Annotated in this window: 18 protein-coding genes; 8 read left to right on the forward strand and 10 right to left on the reverse strand. The window is 68.9% G+C overall.

Going from position 1 to position 19,972, the window contains the following annotated elements; genetic code table 11:
- Positions 1-164: 164 nt before the first annotated feature.
- From prmC to AC1DEL_RS21870, 3 genes are all read left to right on the forward strand, one after another.
- Positions 165-1,049 (forward strand): peptide chain release factor N(5)-glutamine methyltransferase, encoded by an 885-nt coding sequence (prmC, locus tag AC1DEL_RS21860; protein ID WP_092299091.1) that lies wholly within the window; start codon positions 165-167, stop codon positions 1,047-1,049.
- 79 nt (positions 1,050-1,128) lie between these two features.
- Positions 1,129-1,440 (forward strand): Grx4 family monothiol glutaredoxin, encoded by a 312-nt coding sequence (grxD, locus tag AC1DEL_RS21865; RefSeq protein WP_092299094.1) that lies wholly within the window; start codon positions 1,129-1,131, stop codon positions 1,438-1,440.
- Between the two features lie 2 nt (positions 1,441-1,442).
- Positions 1,443-2,066: a UbiX family flavin prenyltransferase gene (locus AC1DEL_RS21870; RefSeq protein ID WP_092299097.1), complete on the forward strand. Its 624-nt coding sequence runs from the start codon at positions 1,443-1,445 to the stop codon at positions 2,064-2,066.
- A 50-nt stretch (positions 2,067-2,116) separates the two neighbouring features.
- Here AC1DEL_RS21870 and AC1DEL_RS21875 read toward each other — a convergent pair whose 3' ends face one another.
- The 3 genes from AC1DEL_RS21875 to AC1DEL_RS21885 all read right to left on the reverse strand — a co-directional run bounded on the left by AC1DEL_RS21875 (position 2,117) and on the right by AC1DEL_RS21885 (position 5,215).
- Positions 2,117-2,350 (reverse strand): hypothetical protein, encoded by a 234-nt coding sequence (locus tag AC1DEL_RS21875; protein WP_441593371.1) that lies wholly within the window; start codon positions 2,348-2,350, stop codon positions 2,117-2,119.
- Positions 2,351-2,486: 136 nt separating this feature from the next.
- A complete protein-coding gene (gene amaB, locus AC1DEL_RS21880) occupies positions 2,487-4,007 on the reverse strand; it encodes an L-piperidine-6-carboxylate dehydrogenase (RefSeq protein ID WP_477110542.1) in 1,521 nt (506 codons plus the stop codon).
- The gene (locus AC1DEL_RS21885) at positions 4,004-5,215 is read right to left on the reverse strand and encodes a saccharopine dehydrogenase family protein (RefSeq protein WP_477126226.1); all 1,212 of its coding nucleotides are present in this window, start codon (positions 5,213-5,215) and stop codon (positions 4,004-4,006) included. The genes amaB and AC1DEL_RS21885 overlap by 4 nt, the downstream gene beginning before the upstream one ends.
- A gap of 148 nt (positions 5,216-5,363) precedes the next feature.
- Here AC1DEL_RS21885 and AC1DEL_RS21890 point away from each other — a divergent pair, with 148 nt between their 5' ends.
- Both AC1DEL_RS21890 and dapB read left to right on the forward strand, forming a co-directional pair.
- Positions 5,364-5,813, forward strand: coding sequence for an Lrp/AsnC family transcriptional regulator (locus AC1DEL_RS21890; protein ID WP_092299110.1), 450 nt, complete (start codon positions 5,364-5,366; stop codon positions 5,811-5,813).
- Between the two features lie 56 nt (positions 5,814-5,869).
- Entirely contained in the window at positions 5,870-6,679 is an 810-nt protein-coding gene (gene dapB, locus AC1DEL_RS21895; protein WP_477105948.1) for a 4-hydroxy-tetrahydrodipicolinate reductase, read from the forward strand.
- Between the two features lie 177 nt (positions 6,680-6,856).
- On the opposite strand, the gene AC1DEL_RS21900 is transcribed toward dapB, so the two are convergent.
- From AC1DEL_RS21900 to AC1DEL_RS21920, 5 genes are all read right to left on the reverse strand, one after another.
- The gene (locus AC1DEL_RS21900) at positions 6,857-7,609 is read right to left on the reverse strand and encodes a hypothetical protein (RefSeq protein ID WP_477126227.1); all 753 of its coding nucleotides are present in this window, start codon (positions 7,607-7,609) and stop codon (positions 6,857-6,859) included.
- A gap of 98 nt (positions 7,610-7,707) precedes the next feature.
- Complete coding sequence (locus AC1DEL_RS21905; protein WP_092299119.1) at positions 7,708-7,980, reverse strand: hypothetical protein; 273 nt, start codon at positions 7,978-7,980, stop codon at positions 7,708-7,710.
- 187 nt (positions 7,981-8,167) lie between these two features.
- Complete coding sequence (locus tag AC1DEL_RS21910) at positions 8,168-9,682, reverse strand: chloride channel protein (RefSeq protein WP_441593374.1); 1,515 nt, start codon at positions 9,680-9,682, stop codon at positions 8,168-8,170.
- Between the two features lie 81 nt (positions 9,683-9,763).
- Positions 9,764-10,744, reverse strand: a complete 981-nt coding sequence (locus AC1DEL_RS21915; RefSeq protein ID WP_477126228.1) for a Bug family tripartite tricarboxylate transporter substrate binding protein — start codon at positions 10,742-10,744, stop codon at positions 9,764-9,766.
- Between the two features lie 51 nt (positions 10,745-10,795).
- On the reverse strand, positions 10,796-12,301 hold the full coding sequence (locus AC1DEL_RS21920) for an acyl-CoA synthetase (protein WP_477126229.1): 1,506 nt from the start codon (positions 12,299-12,301) through the stop codon (positions 10,796-10,798).
- Between the two features lie 120 nt (positions 12,302-12,421).
- On the opposite strand from AC1DEL_RS21920, the gene AC1DEL_RS21925 reads away from it, so the two are divergent.
- The 3 genes from AC1DEL_RS21925 to AC1DEL_RS21935 all read left to right on the forward strand — a co-directional run bounded on the left by AC1DEL_RS21925 (position 12,422) and on the right by AC1DEL_RS21935 (position 15,307).
- Positions 12,422-13,342 carry a LysR family transcriptional regulator gene (locus AC1DEL_RS21925; RefSeq protein WP_092299131.1) on the forward strand — a complete coding sequence of 307 codons (921 nt, stop codon included), beginning with the start codon at positions 12,422-12,424 and terminating at the stop codon, positions 13,340-13,342.
- A gap of 74 nt (positions 13,343-13,416) precedes the next feature.
- On the forward strand, positions 13,417-13,947 hold the full coding sequence (locus tag AC1DEL_RS21930) for a winged helix-turn-helix transcriptional regulator (protein WP_477108299.1): 531 nt from the start codon (positions 13,417-13,419) through the stop codon (positions 13,945-13,947).
- On the forward strand, positions 13,940-15,307 hold the full coding sequence (locus AC1DEL_RS21935; RefSeq protein WP_441593378.1) for an MATE family efflux transporter: 1,368 nt from the start codon (positions 13,940-13,942) through the stop codon (positions 15,305-15,307). The genes AC1DEL_RS21930 and AC1DEL_RS21935 overlap by 8 nt, the downstream gene beginning before the upstream one ends.
- A 12-nt stretch (positions 15,308-15,319) precedes the next feature.
- Here the strand turns inward: AC1DEL_RS21935 and AC1DEL_RS21940 are convergent, their stop codons facing one another.
- Positions 15,320-16,795, reverse strand: a complete 1,476-nt coding sequence (locus AC1DEL_RS21940) for an efflux transporter outer membrane subunit (protein WP_092299463.1) — start codon at positions 16,793-16,795, stop codon at positions 15,320-15,322.
- Positions 16,792-19,965: an efflux RND transporter permease subunit gene (locus AC1DEL_RS21945; protein ID WP_092299140.1), complete on the reverse strand. Its 3,174-nt coding sequence runs from the start codon at positions 19,963-19,965 to the stop codon at positions 16,792-16,794. The genes AC1DEL_RS21940 and AC1DEL_RS21945 overlap by 4 nt, the downstream gene beginning before the upstream one ends.
- Between the last annotated feature and the right edge of the window lie 7 nt (positions 19,966-19,972).

A 19,972-nucleotide genomic window follows, 5' to 3' on the forward strand; every position in this document is an offset into this window, starting at 1 on the left:
GTCCATATGGAATCACGCCGCTCGCGCGCCCGCGCGTTGCCAAATCGGCTTACACTGAGCGGCTAATACCGGGCGCCCTTGTGGCGCCAGCACAGAACCCCGTCGCGCCAGGCCCCGACGGGGTTTTTTGCACCCGCTCTCCCAGTTTCAGCCATCTATTTCCGATGTCTTCCACACCGTCGGGCGCCCTGTCGCCCGCCCCCACGCTGCGCGAAGCCCAGACGCTGGCTGCGATGACCGGCCTGCCGGCGCTCGAAGCCCGCATGCTGCTGTCCCACGTGACCGGCCTCACGCGTACGCAACTCATCACGCGTGATACCGACCATCTCAATGCAGCACAACGTGATGCATTCTCCACGTTGATGGCGCGGCGGCTGGCCGGTGAGCCGATGGCCTACCTGCTGGGCGAGCGCGAATTCTTCGGCCGCACTTTCCGCGTGACGCCCGATGTGCTGATTCCGCGTCCTGATACCGAGATAGCCGTGGAAATGTCGCTGGCGCGCGTGGCCCATGTGCACGCGCCGCGTGTGCTGGACCTCGGCACCGGCTCCGGCATCCTGGCTGTGACGATTGCCCGCGAGCGCTCCGACGCCGAGGTCTGGGCGACCGATATCTCGCCGGGTGCGCTGATGGTGGCCCAGGACAACGCCCGCGCGCTCGAGGCGCATGGCATCCACTTCCTGGTGTCGGACTGGTACGAAGCCGTGCCGGACACCCTGCGCTTCCACCTGATCGTCAGCAATCCGCCCTACATCGCCTCCGGCGACCCGCATCTGGTGGAGGGCGACCTGCGTTTCGAGCCGATCGACGCCCTCACCGACCACGAGGACGGCCTGTCCGACCTGGCCACCATCGTGGCCGGCGCGGCGGATCGCCTGCTGCCCGGCGGCTGGCTGCTGATGGAGCACGGCTACGACCAGGGCGCGGCCACGCGGGCGCTGCTTGAGGCGGGTGGATTTACCGAGGTGGCCACCGCCCGCGACCTCGCCGGGCAGGAGCGGTGCAGCGGCGGGCGATGGTCGGGCGAATCCGGTAAAATTCCGACCTGACATCCGCTTCGGCGGAAATCCCCATCCCCAGACACTGGCGACGCCACACGGCGCCGCGCGCAACCGGAAGCTACACACCATGAGTGACGTACAACAGAAGATCGACCAGATCGTGAAGGGCAGCCCCGTGGTCCTGTTCATGAAGGGCACGGCGCAGTTCCCGATGTGCGGCTTCTCCGGCCGTGCCATCCAGATCCTGAAGGCCTGCGGCGTGGACACCCCGACCACGGTCAACGTGCTCGAGGACGAAGGCATCCGCCAGGGCATCAAGGAATATGCGAGCTGGCCCACGATTCCGCAGCTCTACGTGAACGGCGAGTTCGTCGGCGGCTCGGACATCATGATGGAGATGTACCAGAACGGCGAACTGCAATCGCTGCTGAAGTCGTAATCATGCCCGTACCGGATGGCGCCGTGCCGCAACGGCTGATCGTCGCCATCACGGGCGCAACGGGCGCCATCTATGGCGTCCGGCTGCTGCAGGTGCTGCAAGGCGTGGCGGGGGTGGAAACCCATCTGCTGATTTCGCCCGCCGGCGTGATGAACCTCCAGCACGAACTCGATATCAGCCGCGCCCAGGTGGAGTCGCTGGCAGGCGTGGTGCACAACGTGCGCGACATCGGCGCGACCATCGCCAGCGGATCGTTCCGCGCCCATGCGATGGTCGTGGCGCCCTGCTCGATGCGCACGCTGGCCGCCATCGCCCATGGCCTCTCCGACAACCTGATCACCCGCGCGGCGGACGTCACGCTCAAGGAACGGCGCAAGCTGGTACTGATGGTGCGTGAAACGCCGCTGAACCTGGCGCACCTGCGCAATATGACGGCGGTCACGGAGATGGGCGGGATCGTGTTCCCGCCGGTGCCCGGCTTCTACCAGAAGCCGCAGACGATTGCGGAACTGGTCGACCATACGGTCGGGCGCGTGCTCGATCTCGTCGATCTGCCAGAGATCGGTCAGTCGCTCACGCCAAGTTGGGGCGGGCTGAACCCGGCTGCGGCCGATGCCGGCAACTAGGGCTCTGCCCGCTTCTGCTTGTTGTCACCTGCTGCGTAGCTCTCGTCGATTTACCAGCCGCCGCGATAGTAACGGCGGCCGCCGTAGTAGCCACGACCACCGTAGTAATACGGCGCGGGCCGCACCACCACGGCGGGCGGTCCGACATAGACCGGCGCAGGCGCCACGGCCACCGGAGCCGGGGCCACGGCGGGGCCGTACGGCGTCGGATAGACAGCGCAGCCGCCCAGCATCGCCGCGCCAATCGCCACCAAACCCATCGCACCTATCGCTTTCGCTCGCATGTTGTTGTCCTTGAGTGTGTCAGGCAGTGCCTGCCCTCATGAACGTTATACGGGGCGGTTTGGTAATACAGCGTCAAGACCCCGTAACTATTGTTACGAGTCGCTACGGGTTCATCCTTCGCATTATTACGATGTATTACAGATCGAAGCGAATGCCTTGTGCCAGCGGCAATGCATCGCCGTAGTTGATGGTATTGGTCGCCCGGCGCATGTAGCCCTTCCACGCATCGGAGCCGGACTCGCGCCCGCCGCCGGTGGCCTTCTCCCCGCCGAAGGCGCCGCCGATCTCGGCGCCGCTGGTGCCGATGTTCACGTTGGCGATGCCGCAGTCGCTGCCCGCCGCCGAGACGAACAGTTCAGCCTCGCGCAGGGACTCGGTGAAGAGGCAGGACGACAGCCCGTGCGACGCCGCGTTGTTCAGCGCGATGGCCTCGTCGAGCGAGGTGTACGGCATCAGGTAGAGGATGGGCGCGAAGGTCTCCGTCAGCATGGTGTCGTGCTGGGTGTCGGTCAGCACCAGTGCGGGCCGCACGTAGCAGGCGTGCGGATAGCGGTCCGCCAGCAGCCGTTCGCCGCCGTGCACGACGTTGCCCTGCGCGCGGCAGGCGGCCAGCGCGTTGGCCATGGTGTCGCCGGCGGCCATGTCGATCAGCGGGCCGACCAGCGTGCCCGCCTGCAGCGGATCGCCCACCGGCAGCCGCGCGTAGACCTGGCGCAGCCGGTTGGTCACGGTCTCGATCAGGTCGACGTGGACAAAGGCGCGTCGCAGCGTGGTGCAGCGCTGGCCGGCGGTGCCGGCTGCCGAAAAGGTCATCGCGCGGATGGTCAGTTCCAGGTTGGCCGATGGCGCGACGATGGCCGCGTTGTTGCCGCCCAACTCGAGGATGGCGCGCTTGAACCGCCCCGCGCAGGCCATGCCCACCTCGCGGCCCATGCGCGTGGAACCGGTGGCGCTGATCAGCCGCACGGCTGGATGCTGCACGAGCTGCGCGCCGAGCGTGCGCCCGCCCGGCAGCACTACGCAGAGGCCGGCGTGCTGGGGCGCCGCCTCATCGAATACCCGATCGAGCAGCGCCTGCGCGGCCAGCGCGCACAGCGGCGTCTTCTCCGACGGCTTCCAGACCACGCCGTTGCCGCAGACCAGCGCCAGCGCCGCGTTCCACGCCCACACCGCCACCGGGAAGTTGAACGCCGAAATCACCCCGCACAGCCCGAACGGATGCCAGGTCTCGCGCATCGCGTGCGCGGGGCGCTCCGAGGCAATCGTCAGCCCGTGAAGCTGGCGTGAGAGTCCGACGGCAAAGTCGCAGATATCGATCATCTCCTGCACTTCGCCGAGTCCTTCCTGGAGGATCTTGCCGGACTCCAGCGCCACCAGCCGCCCCAGCGCGGCCTTGTGCATGCGCAGCGCCTCGCCGAAGCGCCGCACCACCTCGCCACGCGCCGGGGCCGGGGTCAGCGCCCAGGTGGTCTGCGCCGCGTGCGCGCGGGCGATGCGGGCATCGGCGTCGGCCACGGGGCAGGCCGGCAGGTGGCCGAAGATTTCCCCATCGACGGGCGAGCGCAGCGCAAGGGCCTCGCCCGCGCCATGCGAATCGTCCCAAGGCTGGCGCAGGCCCATGGCCTGCCAGCATGCGGCTATGTCCTGCGCTTTCATGCGAGCGTCTCCTGTAGCGGGTGGTGGCTGTAATGCTGGCCGAACCGGTTGGCCAGGAAGCGATCGAGCGGCATGGCTTCCTGCGGCACGAAGCCGGACTGGGGCAGCACGCCCGTCGCCACGAGGTCCAGCGCGGTGCAGATGCCAGCGGCCGTGGTGAGCTGGATGGCGTTGACGTGCCCGATGCCGCCAAAATCCTCCATCCCGCCGATCCGCGCCGAGAAGGACGCCTGCGTCAGCGGCCCCCGCCCACCCTGTCCGCCATGGCCACCCTGCCCGGCTTTGGCGCCGGGATGCCCCGTGGCGCTCGCGAACACGATCACCACATCCTGTTCGGTCACCGGAATGGCGTGCTCGAAGATCTCGCGCAGCCAGCTCCGGCGCTCGCGCAGCCGCAGGTCGTTCAGCAGCAGCTTCATCTGGGCGCAGTGCCCCGGGTAGCGGATCGACTTGTAATCGACATGGCGCGCGCGGCCCGCCAGGGTATCCGGCAGCGTGCCCAGGCCCCCTGAGGTATTAAAGGCTTCGTACTCGATGCCGTCCAGCGCGAAGGACTCCTGGCCCTCCAGCGCCGCCAACTCCACGCGGCGGCCATCGACAATGGCTTCGCACGGGTTGCAGTACTCGTTGATCAGCCCTTCCGTGCTCCAGGTGAGGTTGTACTTGAGCGCGTTGCTCGGGTAGCGCGGCAGCGCGCCCACGCGCATGCGCAGGTCGAGCAGGTCGCCGCCGTCCCGCAGGAAGCGCCGCGCCAGATCATTGCCCACCACGCCGATAAATCCCGGCGCCAGGCCGCACTGCGGCATCAGCACCGAGCGCGCGCCTTGGGCGAGCTGGCGGATGGCGTGGGTGGCCGCCACGTCCTCGGTCAGATCGAAGTAATGCACGCCGAGCCGCGCGGCCACGGTGGCCACGTGGATAGCCGCGTGGAACGGCAGCGCGTTGAGCACGGCATCGGCGCCAGCCAGCAAGGCGGCGCAAGTGCCGAGCTCGGTCGGGTCCCCGGCGCGCACGGCGATCTGGCGCGGCAGGCCGTCCAGCCGGTGCGGGTCATGGTCGACCAGACAGACGCGGTAGTCGCCGGTGTCGGCGAGCATCGTCGCGATCACACGGCCGATCTTGCCGGCGCCGAGCACGACGACCGACAGCGGCCGGGGCGACTGGGTCAGGTCCCGTGCTGCGCCGGGACCGAGGTTGGATGGTTGCATGATGGCTCCCCCGTCAAAAATGCGTGAATCCGTGAGGGAAGTATGGGCAGCGGCGCGCACGTTTTGTAGCTGCAAGATCGACGAAAGCGCCCCATAATCGGACGTATCGACGATCCATCCTGACGAAACGTCACCCCGAGCGAACACCATGGCAGACCTCGACCAGACCGACCGGCACCTGCTGTCCCTGCTGCAGGGCAACGCGCGCGAGAGCGCAGCCAATCTCGCCCGCGTGCTGGGCATCGCCCGGACCACAGTGGTGGCGCGCATCGCCCGGCTTGAAAAGTCCGGCGTGATCGCCGGCTTTGGCGTGCGGCTGGGCGGGCGGATGGAGGACAACGCGATCCTGGCCTTCTGCGGCCTGTCCGTGCAGCCGAAGGCCGCGCCCACGGTGGTCCGGGCGCTGCAGCGCTTTCCGGAGATCGAGGAACTGAACTCGGTCAGCGGCCCGGTGGACTACATGGCCGTGATCCGCTGCGATACCCACGCCCGCCTCGACAAACTGCTAGACGAGATCGGCATGCTCGATGGGGTGAATCACACCACCACGTCGATCGTGCTGGCGCGCAAGATCGACCGCCGGCGCGCGGCCGGATAGCGCGCTATGCTTGGGCGCTTTGGTCAGGCGCTTTGGCCAACATTAAGGAGATGACGATGAGCGATCGGATTCGCGTTGCCGTGGGCGGCGTCACCGGCTGGGCCGGCGGCGAACTGGCGCGCGGCGTGGCGCACGCGCCGGACATGACGCTGGTGGCCGGCCTCTCGCGCGGCGCCGCCGGGCAGCCGCTGGCGCAGGTGACCGGCCATGCGGACACCCCCGGCGTGGCCGCCGCCAGCATCGAGGCGCTGGGCGCCACGCCCTACGATGTCTACGTCGAGTACACCAAGCCGAACATCGCCAAGCACAACATCCTGCAGGCGCTGGCGCATGGCGCGCACGTGGTGGTGGGCACGTCCGGGCTGACCGACGACGACTACGCCGAGATCGACGCCGCCGCGCGCCAGGCCGAGCGCGGCGTGCTCGCCTGCGGCAATTTCGCGATCACGGTGGTGCTGTTGCAGAAGTTCGCCGAGATGGCGGCGCGCCACCTCGACCACTGGGAAATCATCGACTACGCCAAGGCGGGCAAGGTCGATGTGCCGTCCGGCACGGTGCGCGAACTGGCCTTCCGGCTCGGCGAGATCAAGGCCGCCACGCAGGTGGTGCCGGTGGATCAGGTCAACGGGCCGAAGGAAACGCGCGGCGCGACGATGTCCGGCTCGCAGGTCCATGCCGTGCGGCTGCCCGGGTACCAGTTGGGCGTCGAAGTGATCTTCGGCGCGGACGGCCAGCGCCTGCACCTCAAGCACGAGGCGGGCGATGGCTCGAAGCCGTATGTGTCCGGCGCGCTGCTGGCCATCCGCAAGGTGCGCGGCCTGCGCGGGCTGGTGCGGGGGCTGGATAAGGTGATGGAAGGGCTGTAGGCACCGGGGAAGGCCGGCGCGAATTGGATGCGCCGCCCCTCTCCCCCGGCCCCTCTCCCGCAAGCGGGCGAGGGGAGCAGCCCAGCAGCAATTGAAATGCCGGCGGTGTTCTCCCCTCTCCCTTTGGGAGAGCGGTCGGGGGAGAGGGCCGGCGCCCGCTACCCTATCACCCCCCAATCACCAGGAACCCGGATTCACCGGCTTGGCCGGCTCCTTCTTCGACTTCTCTGACTTCTCGGACTTTTCCGGCTTCTTGGCGCCCGGCGCCGAAGCCGGCGGGGCGAGCGCCTTGTCCACCTCGGCATCGCGGTTCGCCATCAACGCACGCGCCTGCGGCAGCATCAGCTCGATGGTGCCCTCGTTCGGATTCTCGGGAATCGCGTACAGCTCCACGGTGAGCGGGCGACGCATCCAGCCGGCGTGGATCGCCTTCACGGGCTTGCCGGCCTTGTCCTTCATGTCTTCCTGTTCCTGCCGGAACGGCTTGCCATAGCGCGCGGTCAGCGACTGGACCGCGGCGTCCTGCGAGCGGATGCCGTCGGTCGGCACGATTACGCCGACCAGCGCGTTGCCATCGACGAACGCCACCAGGCGCGCACCATCCATGAACGCGGGACGCTTGTCGCGCGGCACGCCCACCTGGCGCATCACGCCGTCGCCGCGCAATTCCACGCAGAACGCGGTCACGTCGCGGCCATCGGGGGTGCGATGGTCGGCGCAATCGGGCAGTGTGGGCAGCGGATTGCCGATCTCCAGCACGTGGAGCATCGGCGCCAGCAAGTCATTGGCGGACGGCGTGGCGGATGTGGACGGAGCGGCGGGGGCGGCGGGGGTGGCGGCAGGCTGCGACGCGGCGGCCTTCGGTGCGGCATGGGCGGCCGTGGCCGCCAGCAGGGCGGCGGCGGCCAGCCCGGCGAGGGAAACTCTCAAAACTGACTCCTGAAATCGGCTCCGCATTGGAGCCCACCCCGTGGCAGGGGTTCCAGCCGCGACCTTACCACGGCGCGCAAGAGCGCTTAATAACGCACTTAATAGAGCACTTGTTTCAGGTAATGGCAGCCGACCAGGGCGATGCCGATGACCACGGCCCAGAGCATCAGGCGCGGTACGATGCTCGGCGGCAGTTGCGTCGACGGCGTGCGCTGGACCAGCGGCGTGCGCATGCGGGAATTGGTTTGCAGCCCGCGCGTGTGCCAGATCGCCGTGTCGGCGCCCAGATCCTGCACGATCGGACGATGTGTGGCGGTCGATGTCGTCGGCTTGGTGGCCGGGCGCGTGCCGGCCGGTCGTTGCGATCCCATTCCAGCTCCCCCTCAGAAGATTCCCGACGCATCGCGGTGTGCCGCCGGTACACAGCGCGGCCGGGAAGTCTGCTGCTGCCGGTCCGCGCGCGGCACATGGTATGCCATCGCCAGCCCCCACGCCACAACGGCCAAGGGGGGCGATGCGAAACTGAGACACCCCCGCGGAAACGCGCCCGCCAGGAGGTCAGCCCGGGGCGGCCTTGCGGCCGATCGCCATGGCCTCGCGCCGGAACGCGTGACCCATGTGGTGATAGAAAGGATGCGGGTTGAACTGGCGCGACAGGAACGACGCCAGCAGCGACGACGCCAGCAGGAACAGCGTCAGGTCCTGCGTCCGCGTCATCTCCATGACGATCACGCTGGCGGTGATCGGCGCCTGCGTGGCGGCGGCCAGGAAGGCGGCCATCGACACCAGCGCCAGCACGCGCGGCTCGGTCATGCCCGAGAGGAAGTGCGACACGGTCTCCCCGATGCCCGCCCCGATGGCCAGCGCCGGCGTGAAGATCCCGCCCGGAATGCCGGCGAAGTACGACACCACCGTGGCCCCCAGCTTGGCCAGCCCGAACCACAGCGTGTGGTGGGATTCGCCATTGATCAGCGCGGACGCCTGCTCGTAGCCAGTGCCGAAAGTAGCGCCGGCCGTGGCCCAGCCTAGCGCCGCCACCACCAGCCCGCAGCCGAATGCCACCCAGATGGGATGGTCGACCACCCACGCGCGCCAGCGCGACGGCGTGAGCCCCGGCACGCCCGCAATCAACACCTTGGCGAACAGCCCGCCGAACACGCCGTTGACCACGGCGCAGAGCAGCACCGGGCCCCAGGCGTCGTGGAGCACCAGCATTGGCACCTTCACGTTGAAATACGGGTTGTTGCCGAGCACGGCCAGCGACAGGAACCCGGCCGTCAGCACGCCGGACAGCACCAGGCGGTCCCAGCGCACGGCGGTACCGCGTCCGAGTTCCTCGATGGCGAACACCACACCGGCCAGCGGGGTATTGAACGCGGCGGCCAGCCCGCCCGCCGCGCCGGCGGCGATCAGCGCATTGGGATGAAAGCCGATCCGGAAGCGGAACTTGTCCTGGCACCAGCGGCCCCAGGCCAGCATCGCCGCCGCGCCGACCTGCACCGATGGGCCTTCGCGGCCCACCGAGGCGCCGGCCATCAGCGCGCCAGTGGTCAGCAGCACCTTCCACATCGACTGGCGGAACGACACCAGCACGCCCTGCGCCACCCCATCGGGCGGCAGCGTGACGGCGGCAATCACCTGCGGAATGCCGCTGCCGCGCGCCTGCGGGGCGAGGCGGATGGTCAGCCAGCGCAACGCGGCCAGCCCGAACGGCAGCAGCACGAACGCCAGCCACGGCGTGGCCGTGGTCACCTGCGCGTTCCAGCGCAACGCCAGTTCGGCGATATAGGCGAAGACGATGGAGAACAGCGCGACGCAGCCGGCGCCGCACATGAACACGCCGTAGCGCAGCGACGTGCGCGAGATGCGGCTGACCTGGCGGGTCTTGCGCCGGGCCGCGTGGCGGGCCTGCAGGTGCAGCGCGCGCAGGCGGCCGGTCTCGGCGGCGGCGCGGGAATCGGCGGGCGGGGGGGACGTCGGGGAATCTGACGAGGGAGGCGAAGCGGACGAAGGCGGCGATGCAGGCGAATCGGACGAAGCGGACGGATCTGGCGGCTCGGCGGAATCGGTCATGGCGGGGGCGGTGAGGATCGAAACGTCCCCGTACTATACGCCCCCACCCTCCCCCAAGCTGCCCCCGGTCGCCCCGTCGGCTCAGTCCAGGCTGATGTGGTTGGCCCGGATGACCTTGCCCCAGTTGTCGCGGTCGGCGGCCACGTAGCGGTCGATCTCAGCCTGCGTGCGCGGCACCTGCACGACCAGCCCCAAGGCGCCGAAGGTGCTGCGGAACTGCGGATCGACCAGCACGCGCGCGGCGGCGGCCTGGAGCCGGGCCACGGCCTCGGGCGGGGTCTGCGCCGGCACGGCGAGCCCGAACCACGTGGCGGCGTGGAAGCCCGGATAGCCGCTTTCGGCCACCGTCGGCACGTTGGGCAGCACGTCCAGTCGCGCGTTGCTGGTCACGGCCAGCGCCTTGAGCTTGCCAGCCTTGATATGGGGCAGCGAGGTGCTGACCACATCGACCATCAACTGGGTGTCATTGGCCAGCAGCGCCGACAGCGCCGGCGCGCTGCCGTTGTAGGGCACGTGGGTCATGTCGATGCCCAGCTCGGACTTCAGCATCTCGGTGGCCAGCTGCAGCGGGTTGCCGAGCCCCACGGACGAGTAGTTGAGCTTGCCGCCGGCCGCCTTGGCGTAGGCCGCGAAGTCCCGGATATTGGCCGCCGGCACCTGCGTGTTGGTGACGACTACCAGCGGCACCTCGATGCCGATGGCGATGACCTTGAAGTCCTTCGGGTCATAGCCGGTCTTCTTGTACAGCATGGGATTGAGCACCATGCTCGCGCTGGTCCCCATCAGCATGGTGTAGCCGTCCGGCTGCGCGCGCGCCACGCTCTGCGTGCCCACCATGGTGTTGGCGCCGGGGCGGTTCTCCACCACCACGGGCTGCTTCAGGTCGCGCGCCATGCCTTCGGCCAGCGCCCGGCCGAACTGGTCCGTGGAGCCGCCCGGGGTGTAGGGCACCACCAGCTTGACCGGCCGCTCGGGCCAGGCCGCCAAGGTCGCCGGTGCGTGGCCGATGGCCAGCGCAAGGCCGAACGCCCCCGCCGCCAGTTGGGCGAATGTGCGATGCATGGTTGTCTCCTGTTTGTATTCATATAGAGGGCGGGTGCGCCGGGCCGGGGTTCAGACCCGCCGCTGGCGCCCCGCCCAGTGCTGGTCGCGCAGCCGGCGCTTGGCCAGCTTGCCGGTCTCGTCGCGCGGCAGGCGCGCGGTGATCTCGATCGTCCGGGGCACCTTGAAGCCCGACAGCCGCGCCTTGAGCCAGTCGATCACGGCCGCCGGCACGATCTCCGCGCCCGGCATCGGCTCGATCACGCCGTGGAGCCGCTCGCCGTATTCGTCGTCCGGCACGCCGAACACCACGCAGTCGGCCACGCCCGGATAGCGCACCAGTTCATGCTCGATCTCGGCCGGGTAGATGTTCACGCCGCCCGAGATGACCATGTCCGAGGCGCGGTCGCAGATGAACAGGTAGCCATCGGCATCGAGGTAGCCGAGGTCGCCCAGCGTGACCCGGCCTTCTCGGTCGATGGCCCGGCGCGCGGCGTCGTTGTTCAGGTAGGTGAAGTCCGGGTAGGCCGGCTGGCGCACGTAGACCAGGCCGGTTTCGCCGGGCGCGCACGGCTGGCCGGCTTCGTCGAGGATGCGCACGCTGGCGGAATCGACAGGCCGGCCCGCCGTGCCGGGGCGCTGCGCGGCGTCCTCGGGCGTGGCGACGGTAATCATGCCGGCCTCGCTCGACGCATAGGTCTCGTGGATCACCGGCCCGAACCATTCGATCATCGCCCGCTTGACCTCGGGCGAGCACGGCGAGCCGGTAGATGCCACGAAGCGGATCGACGACAGGTCGTAGCGCGCGCGCACCTCGGCCGGCAGCTTCAGCAGCCGCACGTACATGATCGGCACGAGGTAGAGCACGTCGATGCGGTGTTCCTCCACCAGCGCCAACACCTGCTCGGCGTCGAAGCGCGGCGTCAGCACCAGCCGCTCGGCCATCTGCAGGGCGTTCTGGATGAACACGCCCGGCGCGCTGTGATAGAGCGGCGCGGACATCAGCGCGCGGCAGCCGGGCACCACGCCGATGGCCTTGGCCACCACCGAGCGCATGCGGGTGAGCTGGTCGTCGAGTTGGTCCAGCGGCACGGCTTCGCGCAACACGCCCTTGGGGCGGCCGGTGGTGCCGGAGGTGTAGGCCAGATGGCCGCGCGGGGCCACACGCGGGCCGTCGTACGGGGTCTGGCTGGCAAGCCAGGGTTCGTATTCGATGGCATCAGCGGAGGTGCCGGGATGCGTGCCACCCACCGCCAGCACGGCCACCCCGGCGGGGATCACCGCGTTGAGGGCAGGCAGCATGTCCGCATGGGCGATCAGCACGCGCGCGCCGCTGTCTTCGAGCAGGAAGCGCACTTCCTCGGCCGTGAAGTGCCAGTTGATCGGGCAGTAATAGGTGCCGGCGGTACGACACGCAAAGATCACATCGGCGAAGACCGGGTCGTTGCGCAGCAGCACGGCCACCACGTCGCCCTCCTGCAAACCCAGCCGTCGCAAGCCGCCCGCGAGGTGCGTGCCGCGTGCCAGTACCTCCGTGCCGGGTCGGTGCAGCGATTCGAACCAAAGGTCTGCGGGCATGCGGTCTCCATCTCAACATTCGACAAGCGGTCCATCGTAAAGCCCATCGCTGAGATCGACAATCCGGTAGTTCGGAATCACAATGTTGCGCCAGACTTTACAATCTTTCAGACACCTCGCATGGACCTCAACCTGATTCAGGCCTTCGTCGATATCGTGGAAGCCGGCAACCTCGCCGAGGCGGGCCGGCGGCGCGGCGTCACGCGCTCGCAGATCAGCCGGCAGCTCGGGCAGCTCGAGGATCAGGCCGGCACGCAACTGCTGCGGCGAACCACGCGGCGGCTGGAGATGACGGACTCGGGCCAGTCCCTCTACGAGCACGGCCTGCGCATCCTGCAGGAAGTGGCGGCGGCGCAGGCCGAGATCGACAGCCTGGGCAAGACGCTGCGCGGCCATGTGCGGGTCAGCGTGCCCACCGGGCTCGGGGACGCCTTTATCGCCCCGCTGCTGCTGCAGTTTGCCGAGCGGCACCCGGGCATCTCGCTGCGCGTGTTCTTCGCCAACCGCGTGACGGACCTGATTGCCGCCGAGATCGACGTGGCGCTGCGCGTGACCTCCGAGCCGCCGCTGGACACCGTGGCGCGCGAGGTCTGCGCCATCCGCTGGCAGTTGTGCGCCTCGCCGGGCTACCTCGCCCAGGTGCCGCCCGTGCGGGAGCCGGCCGATCTCGCCGCATGCCGATTTCTCTGTCCGCCCTACACAACCAGACGATTCTCATTGACCTTGGGCCGCGATAGCTGCAATGGGCCGGAACGATGTAGCGTCGAGATCACCCCCTACCTGCAGTCGGAACACTTTCCTTTCCTGATCCGGGCCGTGCGCGAGGGCCATGGCATCAGCCTGCTGCCGGTCTACGCCGGCTGGGAGGATGTGCGGCGCGGCTCACTGGTGCCGGTGCTGCCAGACTGGAAGCCCGAAGGACTGGGCAATCGGCTCTACATCATCACCACGCCGAATCCGCATCCGTCGATGGCCACGCGGGCGCTGATTTCGTTCCTGCGGGAGGCGGTGGCCGGGCTCGACGTCTTCCGCACCTCCTAGAAAACGGGCTGGCGAACTTTCAATTTGCAAGCTATTCTCTCCTCAACTTGCAGATCAAAAGTAAAAGAGGAGACATGGCCCCCACCGATTTTTCCAACATGCCCTGCCCCGTGGCGCGCTCGATGGCGATGCTCGGCGAGCGCTGGGCGATCCTGCTGATGCGCGAGGCCTACTACGGCAGCACGCGCTTCGACGAATTCGAACGGCACCTCGGCATTGCGCCGAACATTCTCAGCGCGCGGCTCAAGACGCTGGTCAGCCATGGCCTGCTGGAGAAGTCACCGGCGCCGGGCGGCGGCGCGCGCCATATCTATACGCTGACCCAGATGGGCCGCGACTTCTTCCCCGTGTACGTGTCGCTCAAGCAGTGGGCGGAGCGCTGGCTGGCCGATGAGAAAGGGCCGCCGACGATCTTCGAGGACAAGCGCGACGGCGGCGAGATCGTCGCCGGCGGCCTGACCCGGCCCGATGGCAGCACGATCACCGCGGACGACCTGCGCGTGCGGCCCGGCCCCGGCGCGGGCCGCTACATCCGCGCGCGCTTCGGCGACGCGGACGACCAGATCGAAGCCGGCGCAGGCAGCGAGGCCATCGACCATGAATAAGCCCGATGCCCTCACCCTCGGCGCGAGCGCCCAGGCCCCTGCCGACCCCGTTCCCGCCTCCGAACTCGCCCGCCGCATCGCCGTGCTGGCCGCGCCGACCAGCCTGGTGGCCTTCCTCCAGGCCGGCGCGCAGTTGATCGAAACCTGGCTGGCCGCGCGCCAGGGCACCGCCTCGCTGGCCGGCTGGGCCGTGGTACTGCCCTTTGCGCTGCTGCTCCAGCAGATGTCCGCCGGCGCGATGGGCGGCGGCGTGGTGTCGGCCATCGCCCGCGCGCTCGGGGCCGGCAAGCGCGAGGACGCCTCGTCGCTGGTCATGCACGCGGTGATCATCGCCGTGGTGGCCGGCCTGGCCTTCGCCGTGGCGCTGGCCGGCTTCCCGCATGCCGTGTTCGGCGCCGTGGCCGGCCCCACCGCCGCCGAGGCCGCCGCGACCTACGCGATCTGGCTGTTCGGCGTTGGGGCGATTCCCGCCTGGCTGACCAACACGCTGGCCTCGGTGCTGCGCGGCGGCGGGCGCCACGCGCTGGCCGCGCGCGTGCTGTGCGTGATGTGGATCGTGTTCCCGGTGCTGTCGTGGTATTTCGCCGAGCGTATGGGCATGGGTCTCGCCGGCATCGGCGCGGCGCTGGCGGCGGTGTCCTGGGCGGCCTCGCTCGCCATGGCCTGGGTGGTGATGCGCGGGGGCGCCGGCTTTGTGCCGACGCTGCGCGTGCGGCCCTCGGGCGCGCTGTTCCATCGCATCCTGTCGGTCGGGCTGGTGGCGTGCGCGCTGGCCTCGGTGGCCAACCTGACGACCATCCTCGTCACCGCGCAGCTGCGCCACTACGGCACCTCGGTGGTGGCCGCGTATGGCATTTCGGCGCGCCTGGAATTCCTGATGATTCCGCTCGCGTTCGGCGTGGGCTCGGCGCTGACCGCGCTGGTCGGCCGTGCCGTAGGCGCCGGGGACTGGCATACCGCGCGCCGCACGGCGTGGGTGGGCGCGCTGATCGCACTGGTCATCGCGGGGGCCGTGGGCGCCGCCGTGGGACTGGCGCCGATGTCGTTCGCGTCGCTGTTCACCGACGATGTCGAAGTCCGCGAGATTGCCGCGCGGGCGCTGTCCTGGGTGGGGCCGGCCTTCGGCGGCTTCGGGCTGGGCATGGCGCTCTACTTCGCCTCGCTGGGCGCCGGGCGGATGCGCGGCCCCATCGCCGCCGGGCTGTGCCGCATCGCGCTGGCGGCCGGTGGCGGCTGGCTGCTCGCCAATGTGGCGGGGATGGGCATCGACGGCCATTTCCTCGGCGTGGCGCTCGGCATCACGGCCTACGGGCTGGTGACGGCGCTGGGCGTGCGGCGCGGCGAGTGGTCGCCGCGCTGAGGGAAGGGACTTCTATTTAGCGGGAGGGGGCGGAGGCGGCACAGTAGCGCGGGCGTCGCCGGTCAGGCCGGCGTCCCGCACATCGCTCGGGATGGCGGGCCAGCCACCACCAAGCGCCTTGTACAGCGAGGCGGTGCCGGTCAGGACATCGACCTGCCCCTGGATCGCCGCCAACTGCACCGTGAACAGCTTCTCCTGGGCGTCCGTCACTTCGAGATAGCTGGAATAGCCGCCCTCGTAGCGCGCGCTGGACTGGTCCGCGTAGATCAGCAGGCTCTGCTCCTGCCGGCGCAGGCTGCCGAGCCGGTTACGGGTCTCGATGCCGTTGGACAGCTGGTTGTTCACATCGGCCAGCGCATTGAGCACGCTGAACTGATAGCCGAGCATGGCCTGGTCGCGCACCGCTTCGGCCGTATTCACCTGCCCCCGGATCGCCCCGCCCTGAAACACCGGCTGGGCGAGGTTGGCGCCAAAGCCCCAGATCTGCGAGGCGCTCTGCCACAGGCCCGCCGGCGAGGTGGCCAGCGCGCCGAAGAACCCCGACAAATTGACCGACGGCAGGAACAGCGCCAGCGCGGCGCCCACCTGCGCGTTGGCGGCCACGGCGGTTTGCTCGGCCTGCAGGACGTCCGGCCGGCGCGCCAGCAGCGCGGCAGGCAGGTCGGCGCCGATGGCCGGCGCCGTCAACTCGTTCACCGGCTTGCCGCGCTCCACCGGCCCCGGCTCGCGGCCCAGCAGCACGGACAACGCGTTCTCGGTCTGGGCGATCGACGTGCGCAGCGGCGGGATGGTCGCCTCGGTCGAATAGAAGTCGTTCTCGGCCTGGGACAACTCCACCTGCGAGATCACGCCGCCCTGATAGCGTTGCTGGAAGATGTCGAGTGCGCGGCCGCGTGCGTCGAGCGTGGCGCGCGCCACCTCGAGCTGCGCATCGAGCCCGCGCAGCGTGGCGTAGCCCTGCACCACCGAGGCCGCCAGCGCCAGCACCACGCCGCGCCGGGTGTACTCGGCATTCCACAGGCTGGCTTCGGCCGACTCGGCCTGCCGGCGGATGCGGCCCCAGAGGTCGATCTCCCAGCTGGCGTTCAGCAGCGCCTCGTAGCTGTTGCGCGGGCCGCCCAGCGCCGCGAACGGCGTGCCGTTGAACGAGCCGCTTTTCTGCCGCGCCGCCGAGGCGGTGGCGTTCAGCTGCGGATAGAAGCCCGAGCGCGCCACCATCAGCTGGCCCCGGAATTCGTCGATGCGGGCCGCCGCGATGCGCGCGTCGTAGTTGCTGCGCAGCGCCGCCTCGACCATCGCGGTCAGCACCGGGTCGTTGAAGCTGTTCCACCAGTCGCTGTCGGCGGCCACGGTCAGCACGCCGCTGTCGATCCGGTAGTTGGGCGGCTCGGCCGCCTCCGGCCGCGCGTAGTCCGGGCCGATGGCGCAGCCGCCCAGGATCGCCAGACAGGCGGCCGACATCGCAGTGCTACGCAGTACGGCATTCATGATGGCTCCCCGGCGCTCGGTGAAGGATGCGAAGTGGATGGCGCCGCGACCTTGCGCGGGCGGCGCGCCGCCCACTTGTCGGCGGCCGTGCCCACCAGCCACGAGAACAGCGGCACGAACAGCAGCGCGAGCGAAGTGGCCGCGATCATCCCGCCGATGATCCCGGTGCCGATGGAATGCCGCGAATTCGACCCCGCCCCCGAGGCGATGAACAGCGGCACCGCGCCAAGAATGAAGGCGAGCGAGGTCATCACGATCGGCCGCAGGCGCAGCTTGGCGGCCTCCACGGCGGCATCGGCGTGGGAAAGCCCTTCCTTGTGCTTCATCACCGCGAATTCCACGATCAGGATGGCGTTCTTCGCCGCCAGCCCGATCAGCGTCACCATGCCGATCTGGAAGTACACGTCGTTCGACAAGCCCCGCAACAGGATCGCCATCAGGGCGCCGAAGATGCCGAACGGCACGGCGGTCAGGATCGACAGCGGCAAGGACCACGACTCGTACTGCGCCGCCAGGATCAGGAACACCATGACGATGCCGAACACGAAGACGATGGTGGTGGTATTGCCGGATTTCTTCTGCTCGAAGGCCTCGCCGCTCCAGGCGAAGCTGTAGCCGGCGGGCAGCACCTCCCGCGCCACCGCCTCCATGGCCGCCAGCGCCTGGCCCGAACTGTGGCCGGGCGCGGCATCGCCGGTGATCTTGGCCGCCGGGAAGTTGTTGAAGCGCGAGAGCAGGTCCGGCCCGCTGGAGTAGTAGGTCTTCAGCAGCCCGGAGACTGGCGCCATCTTGCCGTCCCGCCCGCGCACGTACAGGTATTCGAGATTCGTCGGCGTGGCCCGGTACTGCGGCTCGGCCTGCAGGATCACCTGCCAGACGCGGCTGTACTGCGTGAACTGGCTGACGTAGAGCGAGCCGAATTGCGTCTGCAGCGTGCCGTAGACATCGGCAATCGGCACGCCCATGGTCTCGGCCTTTTCCTTGTCCACCTCCACCCGCATCTGGCGCGAGGCCGACTGGATCGTGCTGGTCAACCGGCCCAGTTCCTTGTGCGCGGCCGCTGCCTGGATGAAGCGGCGCGTCACGCCTTCCAGCTCGGCCGTGTTGCCGGTGCCCCGGTTCTGGATCCAGAACTCGAAGCCGCCCTGCGAGCCCAGCCCGGGAATCGACGGCGGATTGACCGGAATGATCACCGCCTCGGGAATCGCGCGCAGCTTGGGCGTCATCTCGGCCAGCATCGCCGGCACGCCCAGATCGGCGGAACCGCGATCCTTGAAGCTCTTCATGCCGACGAACACCGTGCCGGCGTTGGTCTTGTACTGGCTGTCGATGAAGCTGTAGCCGGTCAGCGCGGAGGCATCCTCCACGGCCGGGTGCTTGCGGAACATCTCGGCCACCTGCGAGGTGACCTTCTCGCTGCGGTCCAGGCTCGCGGAGTCCGGCATGATCACCGCCACGAGGATGTAGCCCTGGTCCTCGGACGGCACGAAGGCCGTGGGGATGTGCGCGAACAGCTGCCACGTAGCCAGCAGCATCGCCCCGAAGATCGCCAGCGCGACCACCGCGCGCCGCATGATCGTGCGCACCCAGCCGCCGTAGTGGTGCACCAGGCGGTCGAACCGCTCGTTGAACCAGACGAAGCCGCGCCACGGCGTGTGGTGCCCTGGCTTCAGGATCAGCGCCGCCAGCGCCGGCGAGAGCGTGAGCGCGCAGAAGCCCGAGATGACCACCGAGATGACGATGGTCAGCGCGAACTGCCGGTAGAGCTGCCCGGTTGTGCCCGAGACGAAGGCCACCGGGATGAACACCGCCGAGAGCACCAGTACGATGGCGATGACCGGCCCGGTGACCTCCTCCATCGCCCGCAGGGTGGCCTCGCGCGGGGAGAGCTTGAACTCGGCCATGTTCCGCTCGACGTTCTCTACCACCACGATGGCGTCATCCACCACGATGCCGATGGCCAGCACCAGCGCGAACAGCGTCAGCAGGTTGATCGAGAAGCCCAGCGCCAGCAGGCCGGCAAAGGTGCCGATGATCGACACGAACACGGCCAGCACCGGGATCACCGTCGCCCGGATGTTCTGGAGGAAGATGAAGACCACCAGCACGACCAGGATCACGGCCTCGACCAGCGTATGGACCACTTCCTCGATGGAGGCGCTGACGAACTCGGTGGTGTCCAGCGAGACCTTGTACGCCACGCCGGCCGGGAAGGTCTTGGCCATCTCGTCGAGCGTCTTGCGCACGTCGTTGGCCACCTGGAGCGCGTTGGAGCCGGGCTGCTGGTAGACCGCGATGATCGTCGCCGGCTTGCCGTTCAGGGCCGAGCGCAGCATGTACTGCTGCTGGCCGATCTCGGCGCGGCCCACGTCCCGCAGCCGCACGATGGCGGCGCCCGTGGCATCGGCGCGCAGGATGATGTTCTCGAACTGCTCGGGCGTGGTCAGCCGGCCCGGTGTCACCAGCGGGAACGACAGCTCCACCGGGTTGGCGTTCGGCGACTGGCCGACGCTGCCGGCGCCGAACTGCTCGTTCTGGCTCTGCACCGCGTTCTGCACGTCCTTGCTGGTGATGCCGAGCGCCGCCATGCGGTCCGGCCGCAGCCAGATGCGCATGGCGAGGTCCGCCGAGCCCATGATCTGCGCCTGGTTGGCGCCGTTGACGCGCTTGATGGCGTCCAGCACGTACAGGTTCGCGTAGTTGTTGATGTACTGCTGGTCGAAGCGGCCATCCGGCGAATAGATCCCGATCAGCAGCAGGAAGCTGGTGGAGCGCTTCTCCACGTTGATGCCGGTCTTCTGCACCGCCTCGGGCAGCTGCGGCAGCGCCAGGTTCACCCGGTTCTGCACCTGCACCTGGGCGGTGTCCGGGTCGGTGCCGATGTCGAAGTAGACGTTGAGCGTCATCGAGCCGGTGGGCGATGACGTGGACTGCATGTAGATCATGTTGTCCGCACCGTTCACCTGGGTCTCGATGGGCGCGGCCACGGTCTGGGCGACGGTGTCCGAGTCGGCGCCCGCATAGGTGGCGCTGACCGTGACCTGGGGCGGGGTGATGTCCGGGTACTGGGCGATCGGCAGCGCGAACATCGCCACGCCGCCGCCGATGACGATGATCATCGACATCACCACCGCGAAGATCGGCCGCTTGACGCAGAAGGCGGAAATCATGGGGCGC

It is taken from the genome of Cupriavidus sp. 10L43_2, assembly GCF_056395265.1.

Bases quoted from the DNA above. Each gene is read 5' to 3' on its own strand.
- prmC (WP_092299091.1), top strand. From the start codon at position 165: ATGTCTTCCACACCGTCGGGCGCCCTGTCGCCCGCCCCCACGCTGCGC.
- AC1DEL_RS21885 (WP_477126226.1), bottom strand. From the start codon at position 5,215: ATGCAACCATCCAACCTCGGTCCCGGCGCAGCACGGGACCTGACCCAG.
- AC1DEL_RS21945 (WP_092299140.1), bottom strand. From the start codon at position 19,965: ATGATTTCCGCCTTCTGCGTCAAGCGGCCGATCTTCGCGGTGGTGATG.
- amaB (WP_477110542.1), bottom strand. From the start codon at position 4,007: ATGAAAGCGCAGGACATAGCCGCATGCTGGCAGGCCATGGGCCTGCGC.
- AC1DEL_RS21935 (WP_441593378.1), top strand. From the start codon at position 13,940: ATGAATAAGCCCGATGCCCTCACCCTCGGCGCGAGCGCCCAGGCCCCT.
- dapB (WP_477105948.1), top strand. From the start codon at position 5,870: ATGAGCGATCGGATTCGCGTTGCCGTGGGCGGCGTCACCGGCTGGGCC.
- AC1DEL_RS21905 (WP_092299119.1), bottom strand. From the start codon at position 7,980: ATGGGATCGCAACGACCGGCCGGCACGCGCCCGGCCACCAAGCCGACG.
- AC1DEL_RS21940 (WP_092299463.1), bottom strand. From the start codon at position 16,795: ATGAATGCCGTACTGCGTAGCACTGCGATGTCGGCCGCCTGTCTGGCG.
- AC1DEL_RS21920 (WP_477126229.1), bottom strand. From the start codon at position 12,301: ATGCCCGCAGACCTTTGGTTCGAATCGCTGCACCGACCCGGCACGGAG.
- AC1DEL_RS21915 (WP_477126228.1), bottom strand. From the start codon at position 10,744: ATGCATCGCACATTCGCCCAACTGGCGGCGGGGGCGTTCGGCCTTGCG.
- AC1DEL_RS21890 (WP_092299110.1), top strand. From the start codon at position 5,364: ATGGCAGACCTCGACCAGACCGACCGGCACCTGCTGTCCCTGCTGCAG.
- grxD (WP_092299094.1), top strand. From the start codon at position 1,129: ATGAGTGACGTACAACAGAAGATCGACCAGATCGTGAAGGGCAGCCCC.
- AC1DEL_RS21875 (WP_441593371.1), bottom strand. From the start codon at position 2,350: ATGCGAGCGAAAGCGATAGGTGCGATGGGTTTGGTGGCGATTGGCGCG.
- AC1DEL_RS21870 (WP_092299097.1), top strand. From the start codon at position 1,443: ATGCCCGTACCGGATGGCGCCGTGCCGCAACGGCTGATCGTCGCCATC.
- AC1DEL_RS21910 (WP_441593374.1), bottom strand. From the start codon at position 9,682: ATGACCGATTCCGCCGAGCCGCCAGATCCGTCCGCTTCGTCCGATTCG.
- AC1DEL_RS21930 (WP_477108299.1), top strand. From the start codon at position 13,417: ATGGCCCCCACCGATTTTTCCAACATGCCCTGCCCCGTGGCGCGCTCG.
- AC1DEL_RS21925 (WP_092299131.1), top strand. From the start codon at position 12,422: ATGGACCTCAACCTGATTCAGGCCTTCGTCGATATCGTGGAAGCCGGC.